Below are 16,521 nucleotides of genomic sequence, written 5' to 3'. Positions count from 1 at the left end.
GGGAACGAACAAATATGCCCTATCTACGGTAGCGCAGGACACCCCTTAAGGTCACTAGCGATAAGTCCCCAACCACTCATCTCCGGACAGCGACGCGAGATCACCAGGTTCCGTAAACACGCTGGGTGTTGGTCTCAATGAACGTGCAGGCCTCCTCAAGTGAGACATCCTTGACCTCAGCGATCTTGCGGACGGTATGCGGGGTCAGGTATGGGGCGTTGGGTCGACCTCTGAACGGGTGTGGCGTGAGATAGGGGGCATCCGTTTCCACCAGAATCAGTCCCTGGTCTGCGGTGCGAAGTGCGTCCCGCAGCCCTTCGTTTGCGCCGAAGGTGACTGGTCCCGCAAACGACATGAACCAGCCGTGTTCGTTCGCGACCCGGGCCATCTCCGCGTCTCCGGAGAAGCAGTGGAACACGGTGCGTTCGGGAGCACCATCACGCCGCAGCACGTCAATCACGTCGGCGTGAGCATCGCGGTCATGGATCTGGAGTGCTAAACCCAGTTCCCTGGCCAGGGCGATGTGCGCGCGGAACGACTCAATCTGGGTGACCCGACCCTGCGGCCCGGTGCGAAACCAGTCCAAGCCGGTCTCTCCGATAGCCACGATCCCTAGGTGTCGGGCCAGGCGTCCAATCTCGGCGATCGCGTCGTCAAGCGACACCTCATGTCGCGCCATATAGTGCGGTTCCAAGCCGTCGGGGCCGAGGTCAGCGGTACGGGCATGAAGAGGAGCCTCGTTCGGATGGATCGCCACGGCCCCCGCCAACTCCGCGTGCGCCTCGATCAGAGATATGGTTGCCCGCGCCGAGTCGAGGTCACAGCCCACCTGGACCATCCGCGCAACGCCAACGGACTTCGACAACGCAATCACCTCGTCGATGTTCGGGGCAGCAACCCCGCCCCGAGCAACGTCGCCGAGCGATTCAAGGTGCGTGTGATTATCCGTTACCGGGAGCGGAAGCGCCTCGGGTGCCGGAGGCCACGAATAGTCGCGTTCTTTACGAGCCACAGAAATACCTCACTACACAATCCACTTGTTTGTCACGAACTACATTCGTTTCGTTTCGGCCGGGGTCTGCTTCGCAAAACCCCTACGCTCCACTTCGTCCGTATCACTCGAACACATGACAAGTGCGGCCGGTCCGCTCAAGCGAACCGGCCACGGCTGTACTTACTGGTTACGAACTTTCGTCCGTTACGCCCCGGCTGGGGCTTGCTTCGCGAAGCCCCTACACTCCGGCCGCACTACCTTGTCCGCAACTTGTATCTGCTATCAGGCGGTCTCTTCCAAACGTGGGAAGAGGGCCTCGCCCTTGGTCACCTTGGTGCCGGGCTTAAGCTGGCCAAACTCACCGGCCTGCGCGACATGTTGTGCATCCAGTGCGCCCAGATATTCCTCCGCGCCAAGCGAATCCCACAGCTTGCCTGCCGCGATCGGCATGACCGGGTTGAGCAGAACCGCGAGCGCCCGCAGGCCCTCGGCGGCGGTCACGAGAATGGTCGCGAGGCGGCCACCTGGGCCGGTCTGGGTGTCGTCCTTTGCGACCTTCCACGGTTCCTGCTCGGTGATGTAGAGGTTGAGTGCATCCACGAGCGTCCACACGGCGTCGATTGCGCGGTTCGGCGAGATTGCGTCGATAGCGGTTTCCGCGTCGCCGACGGCCTTCGCGGCAACCTCAGCGATGCGCTTGTCGGCGTCGGTGAACTCACCGGCCTGCGGGAGTTCACCGTCGAAGTACTTGTTGACCATCGCCGCCAGACGGGACGCGAGGTTGCCCCAGCCGTTTGCGAGCGCGGCGTTGTACTGGGCGGCCATGTCCTCCCAGGAGAACGAGCCGTCCTGACCGAACTGGATCGCGCGCATGAAGTAGTAGCGGAATGCGTCCGACCCGAACGTGTCCACGATCTCGCTCGGGGCGATACCGGTGAGCTTGGTCTTGCTCATCTTCTCGCCGCCCACGAGCAGCCAGCCGTGCGCGAAGATGGTCTTGGGTAGCGATGAACCATAGGCCATGAGCATTGCGGGCCAGATGACCGCGTGGAAACGCAGGATGTCCTTACCAACCAGGTGCACGTTCGCTGGCCAGAACTGGTTGAACAGGTCGGGGGTGTCATTGCCGTCTGCGTCGTGTTCGAGCGCGGTTGCATAGTTGAGTAGCGCGTCAAACCAGACGTACAGCACGTGCTCCTTGTCCCACGGAAGTGGGATGCCCCAGTCGAACGTGGAACGGGAGATCGACAGGTCCTGCAGTCCCTGCTTGACGAACCCGATGACCTCGTTGCGGGCTGATGCCGGCTGAACGAACTCTGGGTGTTCCTCGTAGAGGGCAAGCAGACGGTCAGCGTACTTGCTCATGGCAAAGAAATAGTTCTGCTCGGAGAGCATCTCAACGGGACGTCCGTGGATCGGGCAGAGTTTCTGCCCCTCGTACTCGCCGGTGCCGTCGAGCAGGTCACCCTCGACCTTGTACTCTTCACAGCCCACGCAGTAGGGGCCCTCGTAGGAACCCTCATAGATGTCGCCCTGGTCGTGAAGTCTCTGGATGAACTGCTGCACGGCGCTTTCGTGGCGCTGCTCGGTCGTGCGAATGAAATCGTCGTTCTTGACGTTGAGGGTGTCGAGGACTGGCTTCCAGGCTTCCTCGACCAGTTTGTCGGCCCACTGCTGCGGGGTCACGTTGTTTGCCTCAGCGGTGCGCATGACCTTTTGCCCGTGCTCGTCTGTTCCGGTGAGGAACCAGACGTTCTCCTGGCGCTGGCGGTGCCAGCGGGTGATGACGTCCGCCGCGACTGTCGTGTACGCGTGACCGATGTGCGGTGCATCGTTGACGTAGTAGATCGGCGTGGTCAGATAGAAGGAGTTTTGTGCTGTGGCCATGTCCTCCATTCTAGGGTGCTTTGCAACCTAATAATCCCGGTGTCCAAAGTCGCGATGACCGGACGCAACGGCTCGTGATGGCGGAACCGACTCGTCGCCAATCTCAACCGATGGGGCCAAAAACGTCCGAGTACACGGACAAAAACTATGTACCCGGACCAAAAGACTCCCATCGCTTGAAGGCAAGGAGGGGACGCGGATTCCCAGGGCTGAAAATCTTGGGCGTTTTGGCTAGATTAGGAGGATGACTGTTAGCGTTGGCCGTCGCGCCCTGATCGTTGTTGATGTGCAGCCCACCTTCTGCGAGGGCGGTGCGCTCGGAGTAGCTGGAGGAAACGACGTCGCCGAGAGGATCGCGCGGTTCGCCCAAGAGCGCCGTGAAGATTACACTCTCGTTGCCACCACTCAGGACTGGCACATCGAACCCGGCGATCACTTCAGCCAGACTCCTGACTTCGTGGACACGTGGCCGCCGCACGGTGTTGCGGGCACCGATGAAGCTGAGTTGCACCCGGCGCTTGAGCACCTTGACGCGGATGTCTCGGTGAAAAAGGGCCAGTACGCGGCAGCCTATTCCGGTTTTGAGGGAACCACCCCGGACGGTCAGTTCCTTGCAGATGTACTGCAAGAAGCACAGATCACGGCCGTTGATGTGGTCGGCATAGCGGAATCCCACTGCGTCAAGGCAACTGCATTGGACGCACTCGACCTCGGCCTGTCGGTTCGGGTGTTCACCGATCTGACGGTGCCGGTGACCGAGGATCAAGGGGCGCAGGCCCGCGAGGAACTGGCTGCCGCTGGCGCTGAACTCGTCCAGAGCCTTTCCTAGACAAGCGCAGGAGTCGCCTCCTGAAGGAAAACGTCAGATAAATCCTTATATTTCACCCGGTCACGCCGATCGGCAGAATATGACAAACAATCGGACGTTTAGTCAAGCAACTCGCCCCGCCCCCGCCCCTCTCCAGCCGGTTCGCAATCTTTCCGTGCGCGCCAAGTTCACTGGTGTCGTGACAATCGTTGCGGGCCTGTTCGCCCTCGTCGGCGGAACAGGCGCGATCATTTTGTTTATCGTTGGACAAAACATAAAGAAACTCGACGGACTTGGCCAAGGCGAGGACAGCGAACTCGCCCGCGTTGCAGCGGAGGTGGTGAGTGACAGCGGTGGCCTTATCACGACCACGCTCATCACTTTGACCATCGCGTTTCTGGTCGCCTTCATCATCGCCCTCTTTGTCACGTCCCGGATGATCAGCGGGATTCGTGGCGACCTTGAGCAGATGCAAACGGCACTCAGCCACCTCGAACGTGGCGACCTCACTTTTGCAGTCACCAAGCGTGGCAACGATGAGATCGGCCACATGATCGACTCGTACAACACCGCTCGCACCAACCTTCAGGCAGCAATCACCTCCGTCATCACGGGGGCAGTCAGGGTTGACGAGTCCTCGGGTTCCATCGCTGCCGGCAACACCCAGGTCCACGGGGCAGCGCAGGCAACCTCCACTCAGGCGAACATCGTGGCCGAGGCTTCCTCGCAGGTCAACAGTTCGATTCAGTCCGTTGCGGCTGGTGCCGAACAGATGGAGGCCTCCATCCGTGAGATCTCCCAGAACGCATCCGATGCCGCTCGTATCGCTGACAGTGCGGTCACGGTGGCAACGAGCACCGCGCAGTCCGTGCGGGATCTTGGCGAGACCTCTCAGGAAATCTCTGTCGTGGTCCGCACCATCACCTCGATTGCCGAGCAGACCAACCTTCTCGCACTCAACGCGACCATCGAGGCGGCTCGTGCTGGCGAGGCTGGCAAGGGCTTCGCAGTGGTTGCTTCCGAGGTGAAGGATCTCGCCTCCGAGTCCGCCCGGGCCGCGGATGACGTGGCAAGCCGCATCGAGCAGGTTCAGGCGCAGACGTCCCGCGTGGTCGACTCCATCTCGCAGATCACCGAGATCATCAATTCGATCAACGACTACCAGATGACGATCGCCTCCGCCGTTGAAGAACAGACCGCCACAACCAACGAGATGACTCGGTCGGTGGCGGATGCCGCAGCGGGTTCCGGTCAGATCTCGCAGAACATCGAGGGCGTCGCCTCGTCCGCCACCCAGGCGACGGATGCCGTTGCCGCGATGGGCGAGGGCGTCGCGGAACTCACGTTGGTTGCGAGCAACCTGCGCAAGGAGATAGCGCGCTTCATCGTGTAGCCTGTCCGCGCGAGAGTTCCTCATCGAAGCGGTGTGGGGCGAAACCTGGTTCTTGGTTTCGCCCCACACCGCTTTGCGCTGTTCGGGCTCGGTATGGAGTTGAGAAGCGCTTGTGCTTGACGACGATTCGGCTATTTCCAGCGCAGCCACCGGCCGAGCGTAAGGGGCTGGGTGAGCGGGCTGACTCGTCGCCAATCTGAACCGATGGGGCTAAATTGATCCAGATGCACACGCAAAAACTATGTCCTCGGAACAAAAACGCCCCACCGATGGATGTGAACTGGTCCCCGATATCTGGACTGAGAAATCAGGTACCAGTGACTGGGGAGCAGTTCGTAGGCTGACCGAACCTCGACTACTTGGCGGCGAGCGCGGCCGCGTACAGATCGCGCTTGGAGTAGCCAGCCGCCTGGGCCACCTCGGCAACTGCGGTTTTCAGGCGCTCTCCCTCGGAGACCCGGGCAAGGACCTCATCGACCAGTGACGAGAGTGAGGCTTCCGGACGCTCGGTTGCTCCCGCCACCACAATCGCGATCTCGCCACGCAACTGCTCCGCCGCCGCACGCTCCGCCAACTCGCCCAGCGTGCCGCGCAGCACCTCTTCGTAGGTCTTGGTCAGTTCACGGCACACCGCAGCGGGACGGCTCGCCCCGAAGCCCTGGGCCATCGCGGCGAGCGTGGTGTCGATCCGGTGCACAGACTCAAAGAACACCATCGTGCGCGACTCCGCCTGCAACCCCTCGATGGCGCGCGCCAACTCCCCTGGCTTGCGTGGCGGGAAACCCTCGAATGTGAAGCGGTCGGTTGGCAGTCCGGACAAAGCGAGTGCAGTCAGAACCGCACTCGGACCAGGGGCAGACGTCACCACGAGATCGCGCTCGATTGCGCGGGTGACCACACGGTAGCCTGGGTCTGACACGGATGGCATTCCCGCATCCGTCACGATCACCACGTCAAGACCGTTCTCAACGTTGTCGAGCAGATCATCGGCGCGCTGCGTCTCATTGTGCTCGTGATAACTCACCACCTTGCCCGAGATAGCGATTCCCATACGCTGGGCCAGCGCAAACAGCCTGCGAGTGTCCTCCGCCGCGATAATGGGGGCGTCCTGAAGCAACTGTCGCAACCGCAACGAGGCGTCGTCGGTGTTGCCAATGGGGGTTGCTGCCAGAATCAGTCGACCAGTCATACACATAACCTTGCCACGTCACCTAGGATTGCAAGCGTGGGAGATACAAGATCCAACGATAATTTGGTCACAGGCGAATCCGATGGACCACGTCACACGGTCAATCCGCAGCCAAAACATGATGCTGAATCAGGCTCGCCAGTGGCCATAGGTGGAACAGGCTCGGAAGCAATCGACCAGGTTGAAACGTTTAAGCAACCCAGTTCACCCTGGGCGCTGGTAAGCCGATTGCCACAATCCGCTGCTCCCGGGCAGGAGACCGTATCGGGCGTCAAACCACATGATGCCAGCCAACCTTCCCTTGCTGCTTCCACGCTCACCGCACCTGCCAGTGACATGTCCGAGTCTTCCGTCTCGGACAAGCCCGCGCAGCCGAAAACCCACGAGCAGTTCCTCTCCGTCCTGTTCTCCGCCAGGCAACTTGCCATGAATGCAACTCCAAAGCTGAGGTTCTGGGGTTGGTTTGGGCCACTGCTCGTGGCGCTCGTGGGCGGCGTGGTCCGGTTCATTCGTCTGGGTGTTCCACCCTCCCTCGTGTTTGACGAGACCTACTATGTCAAGGGCGCTTACACGCTGCTGAGGGTCGGCTACGAGGCCGACTGGCCTGACGACATCAACGACACCTGGAACGCAGGCAACCTCGACGTGTTCCTCGACAAAGCCGACTACGTGGTCCATCCACCGCTCGGCAAGTGGATGATCGCGTTCGGCATGTGGATCGGCGACCCCCACAACGCGGCGACCTGGCGGCTGTCCACCGCTATCGTTTCCGTGATCGCAATCTTCCTCATCGCTCGCGTTGTGCGATCCATGACGGGCTCCCTCACCGCAGGCTTGGTGGCCGGTGGACTGTTCGCGATAGATGGCGTTGCCATCGTGCATGCACGCACCGGGCTGCTCGACTCATTCCTGATGTTCTGGGTTCTCGTGGCTTTTGCGCTCTTGATCAAGGACAGGGAGTTCCGCCGTAGACGTTTGGCGCAACGAGCCGCGGATCGGTTAGCCGCAGGGTTGGATCTGCGCTGGGGTCCAGGACTTGGCTGGAGTTGGTGGCGTTTCGCTGCGGCATTCGCTCTTGGTTTGTCCTGCGGCATCAAGTGGTCCGGCCTGTATTACGTTGCCGCGTTCTGCCTCATGGCAGTCATCTGGGACTGGGGTGCCCGCCGGGCCATCGGCGTGAAGCACTGGTTCTGGGACGGATTCTGGCGCGATGGCGTGGTCTCCGCGCTCATCATGCTGCCCACCGCGCTCGTCGCCTACCTCGCAGCGTGGTCCACCTGGTTCATCCACGGAAACGCGTATGGGCGAAACTGGTTCCTGCAGAACCCCGGCTCCTATCCGTCGTGGTTCCCTGATTGGGCCGTTGAATCCGGCGAAGGTGTGCGCTCCCTGTGGCACTATCACACCCAGATGATGGGCTTCCACACCGGGCTGTCCTCGGAGCACAAGTACGAGGCGAGCCCCTGGGGTTGGCTGCTTCAGATCCGTCCCACGTCGTTCTACTGGGACAAGACCACGGACGGCTCGGTGGACTGTGGGGCAAGTGAGTGTGCCGCCGCCATCACCTCCATTGGCAATCCACTGATCTGGTGGCTTGCCACAGCCGCCCTTGTGTTCCTTGTCTACCGCGTTGCGCGCCATGGCGACTGGATCGCAGGCGCCATCGTCACCGGTGTGCTGGCGGGCTGGCTACCGTGGCTGTTCTTCCCGGAGCGCACAATCTTCACGTTCTACGTGATCGCCTTTGCCCCGTTCATGTGCATGGCTCTCGCCTACGCCGCATACGTGATCTGGCAGAGGTACGAGAACGATCCCGTTGCAGCCAAGCGTGTGAGACACACATTCATCATTGTGGGCGTGGTGATCGTTACGATAAGCGTGTTCTTCTACCCGATCTGGACGGCCGTCCCTGTTCCATACTGGTTCTGGCGGGCACACATGTGGCTGCCGTCGTGGATCTAACGAATCCACCCCGGCCTGGTTCAACCCTTCGACCAACTACTCAAGATGCTCGTGACCGGGCTACAGGAGCTTGCGCAGAATCGTGGACTTCCCCTCCTCAAAGGGCGGGTAGATAAGTGCCATCGTGTCGGGTGTGAGCGGTTTCGAGACCACGGACTTCTCGTGGCTGAACACCTCAATAGAGCGTTTTCCGTGATAGGAGCCCATTCCCGATTCTCCAACCCCGCCAAAGGGCAGATCGGGAATCGCAAGATGGGCAACGGGCAAGCCGAAGGTGAGTGCACCCGATGATGTGTCGCGCAGGAATGCCCGGCGCACTTCACGCCTGTCCGAGAACACGTACAGTGCCAAGGGCTTGTCGCCGCCACGAACGTACGAGATCGCCTCAGCCGCATCGCGCACGGTCACGATGGGCAGGATCGGGCCGAATATCTCTTCCTGCATCACCGGAGCATCGGGAGAGGTGCCGAACAGAACGGTTGGGGCAATGTAGAGGTCTTCTCTGGAAACCTGTCCGCCGGTTATTGTCTCGCCGTTCTCAGAACCCAGGTAGGCGCTCAGGCGGTCAAACTGCCGTTCGTTGATGACGCGCCCGTAGTCCTGCGAACTCTTCGGGTCTGGACCATACATTCGTTCCACCACTCGCGCGATAGCGTGCGCCAGGTCCCGTGCCACGCTCGGAGTCGCCAGCACGTAGTCAGGGGCAACACAGGTTTGACCGGCATTCACGAATTTGCCCCACGCGATGCGGGCAGCGACCAGATCGATGTCCTGCGTGTCATCCACAAACACCGGTGACTTCCCACCCAGTTCCAGGGTGACCGGTGTCAGGTGCTGGGCTGCAGCGGTCATGACGATTCGTCCGACCGTGCCATTCCCGGTGTAGAAGATATGGTCAAAGCGCTGTTCCAACAGTTCCGTCGTCTCCGGAACCCCTCCTTCCACAACCACCACGGCACGTGGGTCAAGGTACTTGGGGATCAGGTCCGCCAACAGCGACGAGGTGTGGGCCGCGATTTCGCTGGGCTTGACCACCACGGCGTTTCCGGCGGCGAGCGCACCAACCATCGGTGCGAGCAACAGTTGCACCGGGTAGTTCCATGGAGCGATGATGAGCGCTACGCCCAGCGGCTCAAGCACCGTGTACGCGCGTGCTGGCAACACGGCGAGACTCGGTTTCACGGTCCTCGGTTTGAGCCATCCTTTGAGGTGTTTGAGAGTGTGTGCGATCTCGGCGCGGACAATGGCGAGTTCGGTCGTGTACGCCTCATGCGGGTGTTTACGTAGGTCTGCGTGTATGGCGGCGCATAGTGCGGCCTCATTGTCGGCGACGAGCCGGTCCAGTGCCTGCAACTGCTCGCGCCGCCAGGCATACGGTTTGGTGACACCCTGATCGAAGCCATCTCGAACGTGTGCTACCTGCTGGGCGATGTCTGTGTTCGGCGTAGCGTTCATATGTTTGGGTCCCGTCACATCAGTAGCCGGAGTCGGTGGGCTATTTTTAGTCCGCACACCCACACTTTATACACGCCACCGGACCAATTTCAGCCCTTCGGCCTTTGAGGGATGAGAAAGGGACTGCGCGGGAAGAGGCCGTACAGAAAACCAGGCCGTATGGGAAGAGACCGCACGGGAAAGAGGCTAGACGGCGCGGCGTCGTTCCAGAATCGAGTTCAGTGTAACGCCGGAGTCCTGGACAGTCGCGTCGACTGTACTTTCAGCGGCCATGCCTTCGGCCTGAGCCGATGCTGGTGCCACGGCGCCAGTCTGTTGAGCGTCGCGCTGCACAGCGGTTGTTTGTCCTGCAAGTTCGCGTTGGCGCGCTTCGCGGGCGATCTCTTCCATACGGGCCTTGGTGACCTTTTGGATCTCCGTAGTGATGCCGGGTGCCTCCCACCGTGGCGCAGCGGGCTTCGATGCGTAGGTTGGGGTTGGGACGGCAGAAGCGCTCCATGTGCGTCCGGCTGCTGGAGGAGCGGGTACCGGCGCTTGAGTCCGTGCGGTCCGCCCAGAAGCGGCGGATGCACTGGTGGCTTCGTCTGCGGACGCGGATGCAGCTTTCTTGACCTGTTGTGAGGTGGTCTGTTGTGTGGCAGCCCGTTCGGGCGCCTGGGCGCTGCTGTTCTTCCGTGCCGCAGTTTCCTTGCGTTCCCCCACGCCTGGGGCTACGGGTCGTCCGGTGACGTGCCTCTTGGCGAAGATCGAGGATTCAACCTTGGAAATGACGGTTGTGGACACGTCTTCCGAGACTTGACGCGTTTCACCGGTGCGCACGGCAGAAACTGGACGTCCCTTGAGTTTGCGCTCTGTGGGACTCTCCTGGCGTGGCGCATAGGTGGCCTTACGCTGGCGTGCGACATAGGCGGCATCGTTGCGTTGGTTTGCGAGCACTGCGCGACGCCCCAGCCCGAGAACCGTGACCATGAGCGAAGCGGGCACCGCGACCCATCCGACACTCAGGGCGGTGGTTGCGGCGACAACGGACACAACCACAACGGCGAGGAACAGCGTGAAGGTCAGGAAGGCGCGGCGGCGGGCCGCTGCGGCACGGCGCTCGAGTTGTGCGCGGCGTGCGGGGCTCATGGGGATGCCCGTCATCTGTCCTCCTTGCGGTGTCCGGCTTGGGCGGGTTGCCTGCCCGAGTGGGGGTGTCAAGATCGCGGACGAACTCGACTGAGCCGGTTGTGAGTCGGCACCCGCGGCATCTGGTTCGTCACTTGCCACCTTGAGGACACGCAGTTCCGAGGAGAATCGGTCCGTGGCGCGTGAGTCCTTGAGGTTCTGCCTGCGACGCAGGACGTTGGGTACCACGTAGGCAATCCAGAGCCCGAACACTACGACGAGTGCGAGTCCGGTAGCCTGTTCCACACACACGACGTTATTGCAGTATCGGCGGTGCATCTGGTATTGGCTGCGGTGTGTCTTGCAACTAAATGACACCCGTGTAGTTAGGCGCCGCGCCAACTGGGGACGAGGCAACGGAGCGGCGTGTGGGGATATCGCGAAGCAGATCTCTACCGGAGTGAAGCGGACGCGTGTTCCCAGCCGGATCGCACAACTGGGTTTAGCCGTTGCGCCATCGGCGCATCATTCCCAGACCGCATTCCTCGGCTGTGATCGCGTAGGCATTGTGATCAGCCCATTGACCGTTGATGTGCAGGTAGCGCTCACGTAGCCCCTCGAACCGCAATCCCAGTTTCTCCGCGACCCTCAGGCTTGCGCGATTTTCGGGTCGGATGTTGATTTCAATGCGGTGGAGTTTGAGATCTTGGAAGGCATAGTCAACGATCATTGCGACGGCCGTTGGGGTGATGCCACGTCCGGCGAACTCCTGGGACACCCAGTATCCGATGTGGGCGTTGCGCAACGATCCGTAGCTGATCGACCCAAGAGATATCTGCCCGGCGAAACGCCCATCAACGAACATGCCCCACATGAACGACTCCCCGGCTCTGGCAGAGGCGTTGAGAGAGCTCAGGTAGTCGGAGTAGGTCCCCCCGGTTGGATGGGGTTCTCCCTCCACGAAGGGGACGGTCGCCTCCCATGGGGTCAGCCAGTCGCGGTTTGCCCTGCGTACCGCATGCCATTCGCGGCGGTCGGCTAGTTTTAGCCGACGTAACAACAGTGTGCCGTGTGGCGGCTCGTCCCAGGCGTCCTCCCGTAGTTCGGGAGGTTTGGCACGCAATCCAAACATATAAGTTCCCGCTGTCTAATCGTCGAGGACGAGGCAGTGCAGTGCCTGTCCGATGGCGACCTCGGTCATGTCCTCTGGCACGACTGCGAGCGCATTGGCCTGCGAGAGCGCACCCATGGTGAGCGATTCGGCACGCATGGGGTCTCCCACGGGAAATAGTTGATACCCCTCCACCGGTGTTCCGGTCACGAACACAGGGAGGAACTGGCGCACGCCCGCCGGGCTTGACCAGCGTGCGGTTGACACCGCCTTCAGCGAGGCGCGGTACAGGTCCGAATAGCCGGCCATCGCACGCAACGCCGGGCGCACGAACACCTCGAAGGCTATCTGCGCGGCAGCCGGGTGACCTGGCAGCGCATACAGAGGGACCAACCTGCCCGACTCGTCGGAAAAGGTGGTGGCCGTGAGCTGTCCAAAGCCCTGATTCATGCCAGGGTGCATCGCCACGTGGTCAAAGCGGACTCGGCCCAGCGGGCTGAGCACATCGCGCAGGGTGTCGTTCTCGCCCTCGGATAATCCGCCGGTGGTGATGAGGAAGTCGGCACGCACCAACTGGTCCTCAAGCGCCTCGCGCAGTTGCGCGTTCGAGTCCGTGACCGGCGCGACCGATATCGGAATCGCCCCCACGTCCGACACCGCCGTGCGTAGGGACGGCCCGTTCGCGTCATAGACGCCGGGACGAGAGGAACCGGGCTCGACCAGTTCGTCGCCAACCGGGACGATGACCACGCGCGGCGCAGGATGGACCATCACACGCTTAAACCCGAGGCTTGCCGCGAAGGCGATCTGGCGTGCGCCCAAGCGCGTACCCGCCTCGAGCGCTACCTTGCCCTGAGGCACCTCCGCCCCAGCAGTCCACACGTATTGTCCCGGCGTGGGAATGCGCGTCATCGAGACCCGCGCATCACCGCGATCGGTCCACCCGAGCGGCACCACGCTATCCGCACCGACCGGAAGCGCCACACCTGATGACACTCGAATCGCTTGGAACTCGACCAAGCGCACCGGGGCATCGACGGGACTTGAGATCGAGTGGGCGACGGGGAACACCGCAGGTGAGTCCGGACTCGCCCCCTCAAGGTCCGCGGAGCGTACCGCATATCCGTCGCATGCTGCGAGCGCCCGTTCCGGCACGTTCTCCACCGCGAGGATGTCCTTGGCGAGTATGCTGCCAGCAGCATCCGTCAACACCACATCAAGCGGGTCGATCTGCCCCACCATGGAGAGCACTTGCGCTAGCTGCTCCTGAACCGTTCTCATGTTCACCTTGCTGTAGTTGCGCGCCACGACACGGCGCCCGGAACGCGGCCCGGTACCGACCGCTGTTTTAGGCTAAACCACCGTCGAGAAAAGCGTACGCATTAAAACAAGAAGCCTGCGTTTTCTACCCACACATGACAGTTTCTTTGAGATACTTTTAACCATGGCAGTCAGCAGACAACCTTACCCAAGCGAAGACTTCACCGAAATCGAGGATTTCAAGTCCGCGCTTCGCACCGCTATCCGCGAGCAGCGAGCCAACCGCAGTGAACGTCTCCGCCGCGAAGCCGCCCAAGACTTCGCAACCGTGCTGCTGAGCATCCCCGAGGTCAAAGACGCGCACACCGTCGCGCTCTATGCCTCCCGCAACGGCGAACCTTCGACCCTGCCGATCCTGAACTACCTGCAGGCGCTCGACAAACAGATCCTTCTCCCCGTCCTCGGCTCCGGGCTGCAACGTGGTTGGGCGCCATATGTGGGCGAGGATGATCTGTTGGAGCGGGCCCCCGGTCGCCCGCCAGAGCCATCGACCCCGCACCTGAGCGCTGAAGCGCTCCAGGCTGCCGACGTCATCATCGCACCGGCGCTCGCGGTGGACTCTCGCGGCGTTCGGCTCGGACAGGGTGGCGGATGGTATGACCGCGCCCTGTTGCATGCTCGCGCCGGTGTGCAAACGATTGCGCTGGTCTACCCAGAAGAGATCTACGATGCCGCGACCATGCCGCTTCCCCACGAGGATCATGACCTGCCCGTGCATGCCGTGGCGACCACCACACATTGGGCCACGCTTCCTCTGAGCGGTCTATAATTGGCACTCGGAGCGCTTGAGTGCCAGGTGCTCGGAGCGCCCGGCTAGCGGCGCTCGACGTGTACTAATTCTTGAGGAGACACTGTGCCTACCTACTCGTACCGTTGTACGGTCTGTGGCCACGCCTTCGATGCCCAGCAGTCGTTCTCGGACGCGGCGCTGACCGCATGCCCGCAGTGTGATGGCCTGTTGCGGAAGGTATTCTCAACGCCTGCCGTGACCTTCAAGGGTTCTGGTTTCTACCGGACAGATTCGAAGTCCTCGTCTTCGAACAAGTCCTGATCTGTGACTTCGGGCCGGTCTCTCCACCATGGAGAGACCGGCCCTTTGCATTGCCACAGACTGCCTGCTACAGCAGAACTCCCCCTGTGAAGCGTTTGACCTTTTTGCTAGGGTATTTTCTCGATCGTCGATAGACCCTCTGGGTGCCCGCGCTCGACAACGATTTGGAGTTCCCATGAACCTTGCACGCCCCATTGCGGCCGTAACCACGGCCCTCATGATCACAGCCCTTGCCGCATGTGGAACGGACGAACAACCGACCGACACCGACGCGACCACGAGCACACCCATCGTCCAAGATGTCACTCCCACGGAGACTGACGAGCCGACTGAACCTGAGGACACCCCAGCCGAACGTGTCGTTCCCAGCGAATGTGCGGCATTGACGCTCGACACGGATGTCACCTACACAGGCCAAGAGCTCGGTGCCTGCGTGGCCACCGCACTCGCTTCCTTCGGATCGGGCCGCATGGACATGATCGGCACCGCCCAAGACGGAACCGCGTCCTTTACCTACGATCCCGACTACAACTTCCAGGTGGTCGGAACTTCTGATGGCGGTCCTCTCTCGATCATCTACACGGATGGAACCATGTGGGTTGACACTGGTAACGGCTGGGTAAAGGGCGACCCTGAATCCGCTGACCCAACGGAGCAGATGGCGGGCGTCATCGGCGAGCTCTATCGGGTGTTCTCCGACCCCGCGGTGACTGCGGATCTCATCGCCGCCACCGATGGGTGGACCTCGGATCCAGAGCGAGCCCTGCGCACCCTCCCCACCGGAGACGACATCAATGCAGTCCGCATCACCAACGATGAACCGTTCACCTGGCAGGGTTTCCAGGTTCAGGAACTGATCCTGTGGTACGGCGATGAGTGGGTACCTGTCGGAACTCAGGCGACCTCCTCGATCGAGGCCCTTGCACCCGAGACGGTCACTCAGGAGTTCTATGATCTTGGGGCGGACATCGAGATCGCTGCCCCAACCCAGTAGCGCTTGTTTCCACAGCCCCTCGTGCACCTGTGTTCCTGCGGATGTACGAGGGGCTGTGGATATTTCTCTGAGATATCCGTTCGTGCAAGCCACGATGTTCGTGTGCGAACCACGTCATCCTCTCGAGCACCCCTGCCCCGGGTCCGCGTACCCGTAACGCTGCGAGCGCGTTTTCTCCTGTGGCGTCTGCGTTATCTACTCGTTGCGCTGCTACTCATGGCCCTGGGCGTTCAGTCCATCGCGTCTCAGGTACCCAACACCCCACGCACGTACGCTGGGTTTCCCACGGCAACCATGGATCTACCACTCGGTTCCGTACTGAACGAAGGATCAGTGGCGTTCCCGCATACGGAGGATCGTGCCGAGTCCACCTCAGAGACCACCGCCGACCTCATCGGCCAAGTGCTCCTAGTCCCAGTGATGGAGGGAGCACCAATAACCGGGTCCATGGTGGCACCGTCGCTGTCCACCGCGTTCGCCTCAGAAGGTGAAGTTCTCACGTCAGCGAGTGTTGGCAACCCCGAGGTGCTCGCCTACGCGGCTCCGGGCAATCGTATGGATATCTATGCTCACCTCGACGGAGACGTCCAACGCATCGTGCACAACGGCTCCGTGATCGCGCTACCGGGGCGCGGTGGCGAGGAGGCCCGGTCGAACACCCCATGGGGAACAGAGCCGAGCAACACGACTTTCGCCGGTTCCTCAAGTACCGTTTTATTAGCGGTCACAGAGCGGGAAGCAGCCCTTCTCGCCACCATACCCACATGGGACAGTTCCCTGATGGCCGTGCTCGTTGACTAGCCCGCGGCCCCTTGGCCTTGAAAGAACTTAAGGAGTAATCCGTGAAGGACATCCTCAACGGTTTCAAAGAATTCGTCATGCGCGGAAGCGTCATCGACCTAGCTGTTGGTGTGGTCATTGGTGCCGCGTTTTCCAAGATCGTGGATTCCCTGGTAGCGAACTTCATCAGCCCGTTGCTTGCGCTCCTGTTTGGCGAACCGGACTTCAACCACGTCGCAGTTGTGACGATCAACGGTGCGGTATTCCGCTTCGGGGCAATCTTCACCGACCTTATCAACTTCCTGGCGATCGCTGCAGCTCTGTACTTCTGCGTTGTACTACCACTCAACAAGCTGCACGGCCTACGCAAGAAGGGCGAGGTGGAGGAACCAGAGGCACCAGCGGAGGACGTACTCGTGCTTCAGGAGATCCGCGACCTCCTCAAGGCGCAGAACACCAACAAGTAGACG

15 protein-coding genes are annotated in these 16,521 nt (G+C 61.3%); 8 read left to right on the top strand and 7 right to left on the bottom strand.

Going from position 1 to position 16,521, the window contains the following annotated elements; genetic code table 11:
* Positions 1-100 precede the first annotated feature (100 nt).
* Entirely contained in the window at positions 101-1,012 is a 912-nt protein-coding gene (locus ACFSYH_RS14290) for a TatD family hydrolase (protein ID WP_377468031.1), read from the bottom strand.
* A gap of 264 nt (positions 1,013-1,276) precedes the next feature.
* Positions 1,277-2,881 (bottom strand): methionine--tRNA ligase, encoded by a 1,605-nt coding sequence (gene metG, locus ACFSYH_RS14285; RefSeq protein WP_377468029.1) that lies wholly within the window; start codon positions 2,879-2,881, stop codon positions 1,277-1,279.
* Between the two features lie 244 nt (positions 2,882-3,125).
* On the opposite strand from metG, the gene ACFSYH_RS14280 reads away from it, so the two are divergent.
* A complete protein-coding gene (locus ACFSYH_RS14280; RefSeq protein WP_377468027.1) occupies positions 3,126-3,710 on the top strand; it encodes an isochorismatase family protein in 585 nt (194 codons plus the stop codon).
* Between the two features lie 178 nt (positions 3,711-3,888).
* Positions 3,889-5,082, top strand: coding sequence for a methyl-accepting chemotaxis protein (locus ACFSYH_RS14275; protein ID WP_377468025.1), 1,194 nt, complete (start codon positions 3,889-3,891; stop codon positions 5,080-5,082).
* A gap of 355 nt (positions 5,083-5,437) precedes the next feature.
* Here ACFSYH_RS14275 and rsmI read toward each other — a convergent pair whose 3' ends face one another.
* On the bottom strand, positions 5,438-6,271 hold the full coding sequence (gene rsmI, locus ACFSYH_RS14270; protein ID WP_377468023.1) for a 16S rRNA (cytidine(1402)-2'-O)-methyltransferase: 834 nt from the start codon (positions 6,269-6,271) through the stop codon (positions 5,438-5,440).
* 36 nt (positions 6,272-6,307) lie between these two features.
* Between rsmI and ACFSYH_RS14265 the strand changes: the two genes are divergently transcribed.
* Complete coding sequence (locus tag ACFSYH_RS14265; RefSeq protein WP_377468021.1) at positions 6,308-8,233, top strand: dolichyl-phosphate-mannose--protein mannosyltransferase; 1,926 nt, start codon at positions 6,308-6,310, stop codon at positions 8,231-8,233.
* A 60-nt stretch (positions 8,234-8,293) separates the two neighbouring features.
* Here ACFSYH_RS14265 and ACFSYH_RS14260 read toward each other — a convergent pair whose 3' ends face one another.
* From ACFSYH_RS14260 to ACFSYH_RS14245, 4 genes are all read right to left on the bottom strand, one after another.
* Complete coding sequence (locus ACFSYH_RS14260; protein ID WP_377468018.1) at positions 8,294-9,688, bottom strand: aldehyde dehydrogenase family protein; 1,395 nt, start codon at positions 9,686-9,688, stop codon at positions 8,294-8,296.
* 186 nt (positions 9,689-9,874) lie between these two features.
* Positions 9,875-11,101, bottom strand: a complete 1,227-nt coding sequence (locus ACFSYH_RS14255) for a hypothetical protein (protein WP_377468016.1) — start codon at positions 11,099-11,101, stop codon at positions 9,875-9,877.
* Positions 11,102-11,297: 196 nt separating this feature from the next.
* Positions 11,298-11,927 (bottom strand): GNAT family N-acetyltransferase, encoded by a 630-nt coding sequence (locus ACFSYH_RS14250; protein ID WP_377468013.1) that lies wholly within the window; start codon positions 11,925-11,927, stop codon positions 11,298-11,300.
* A 15-nt stretch (positions 11,928-11,942) separates the two neighbouring features.
* On the bottom strand, positions 11,943-13,187 hold the full coding sequence (locus ACFSYH_RS14245) for a molybdopterin molybdotransferase MoeA (protein WP_377468010.1): 1,245 nt from the start codon (positions 13,185-13,187) through the stop codon (positions 11,943-11,945).
* A 163-nt stretch (positions 13,188-13,350) separates the two neighbouring features.
* On the opposite strand from ACFSYH_RS14245, the gene ACFSYH_RS14240 reads away from it, so the two are divergent.
* The 5 genes from ACFSYH_RS14240 (at position 13,351) to mscL (ending at position 16,518) form a co-directional block, all read left to right on the top strand.
* Positions 13,351-13,995: a 5-formyltetrahydrofolate cyclo-ligase gene (locus ACFSYH_RS14240; RefSeq protein ID WP_377468006.1), complete on the top strand. Its 645-nt coding sequence runs from the start codon at positions 13,351-13,353 to the stop codon at positions 13,993-13,995.
* A gap of 84 nt (positions 13,996-14,079) precedes the next feature.
* Positions 14,080-14,277 (top strand): FmdB family zinc ribbon protein, encoded by a 198-nt coding sequence (locus tag ACFSYH_RS14235; RefSeq protein ID WP_377468003.1) that lies wholly within the window; start codon positions 14,080-14,082, stop codon positions 14,275-14,277.
* Between the two features lie 175 nt (positions 14,278-14,452).
* Entirely contained in the window at positions 14,453-15,271 is an 819-nt protein-coding gene (locus tag ACFSYH_RS14230; protein WP_377468001.1) for a hypothetical protein, read from the top strand.
* Between the two features lie 102 nt (positions 15,272-15,373).
* Positions 15,374-16,072: a hypothetical protein gene (locus ACFSYH_RS14225; RefSeq protein WP_377467999.1), complete on the top strand. Its 699-nt coding sequence runs from the start codon at positions 15,374-15,376 to the stop codon at positions 16,070-16,072.
* A gap of 41 nt (positions 16,073-16,113) precedes the next feature.
* Positions 16,114-16,518, top strand: a complete 405-nt coding sequence (gene mscL / locus ACFSYH_RS14220) for a large conductance mechanosensitive channel protein MscL (protein ID WP_377467997.1) — start codon at positions 16,114-16,116, stop codon at positions 16,516-16,518.
* The last annotated feature ends 3 nt before the right edge of the window (positions 16,519-16,521 follow it).

The organism is Populibacterium corticicola (assembly GCF_042683685.1).
Lineage (GTDB): Bacteria > Actinomycetota > Actinomycetes > Actinomycetales > Cellulomonadaceae > Timonella > Timonella corticicola.
The sequence above is the reverse complement of the archived record's forward strand: the minus strand, read 5'-3'. Positions and strand labels throughout refer to the sequence as shown.

Coding starts and splice junctions, on each gene's coding strand:
- ACFSYH_RS14250 (WP_377468013.1), bottom strand. CDS start 11,927: ATGTTTGGATTGCGTGCCAAACCTCCCGAACTACGGGAGGACGCCTGG.
- rsmI (WP_377468023.1), bottom strand. CDS start 6,271: ATGACTGGTCGACTGATTCTGGCAGCAACCCCCATTGGCAACACCGAC.
- ACFSYH_RS14230 (WP_377468001.1), top strand. CDS start 14,453: ATGAACCTTGCACGCCCCATTGCGGCCGTAACCACGGCCCTCATGATC.
- ACFSYH_RS14260 (WP_377468018.1), bottom strand. CDS start 9,688: ATGAACGCTACGCCGAACACAGACATCGCCCAGCAGGTAGCACACGTT.
- ACFSYH_RS14245 (WP_377468010.1), bottom strand. CDS start 13,187: ATGAGAACGGTTCAGGAGCAGCTAGCGCAAGTGCTCTCCATGGTGGGG.
- metG (WP_377468029.1), bottom strand. CDS start 2,881: ATGGCCACAGCACAAAACTCCTTCTATCTGACCACGCCGATCTACTAC.
- ACFSYH_RS14280 (WP_377468027.1), top strand. CDS start 3,126: ATGACTGTTAGCGTTGGCCGTCGCGCCCTGATCGTTGTTGATGTGCAG.
- ACFSYH_RS14240 (WP_377468006.1), top strand. CDS start 13,351: ATGGCAGTCAGCAGACAACCTTACCCAAGCGAAGACTTCACCGAAATC.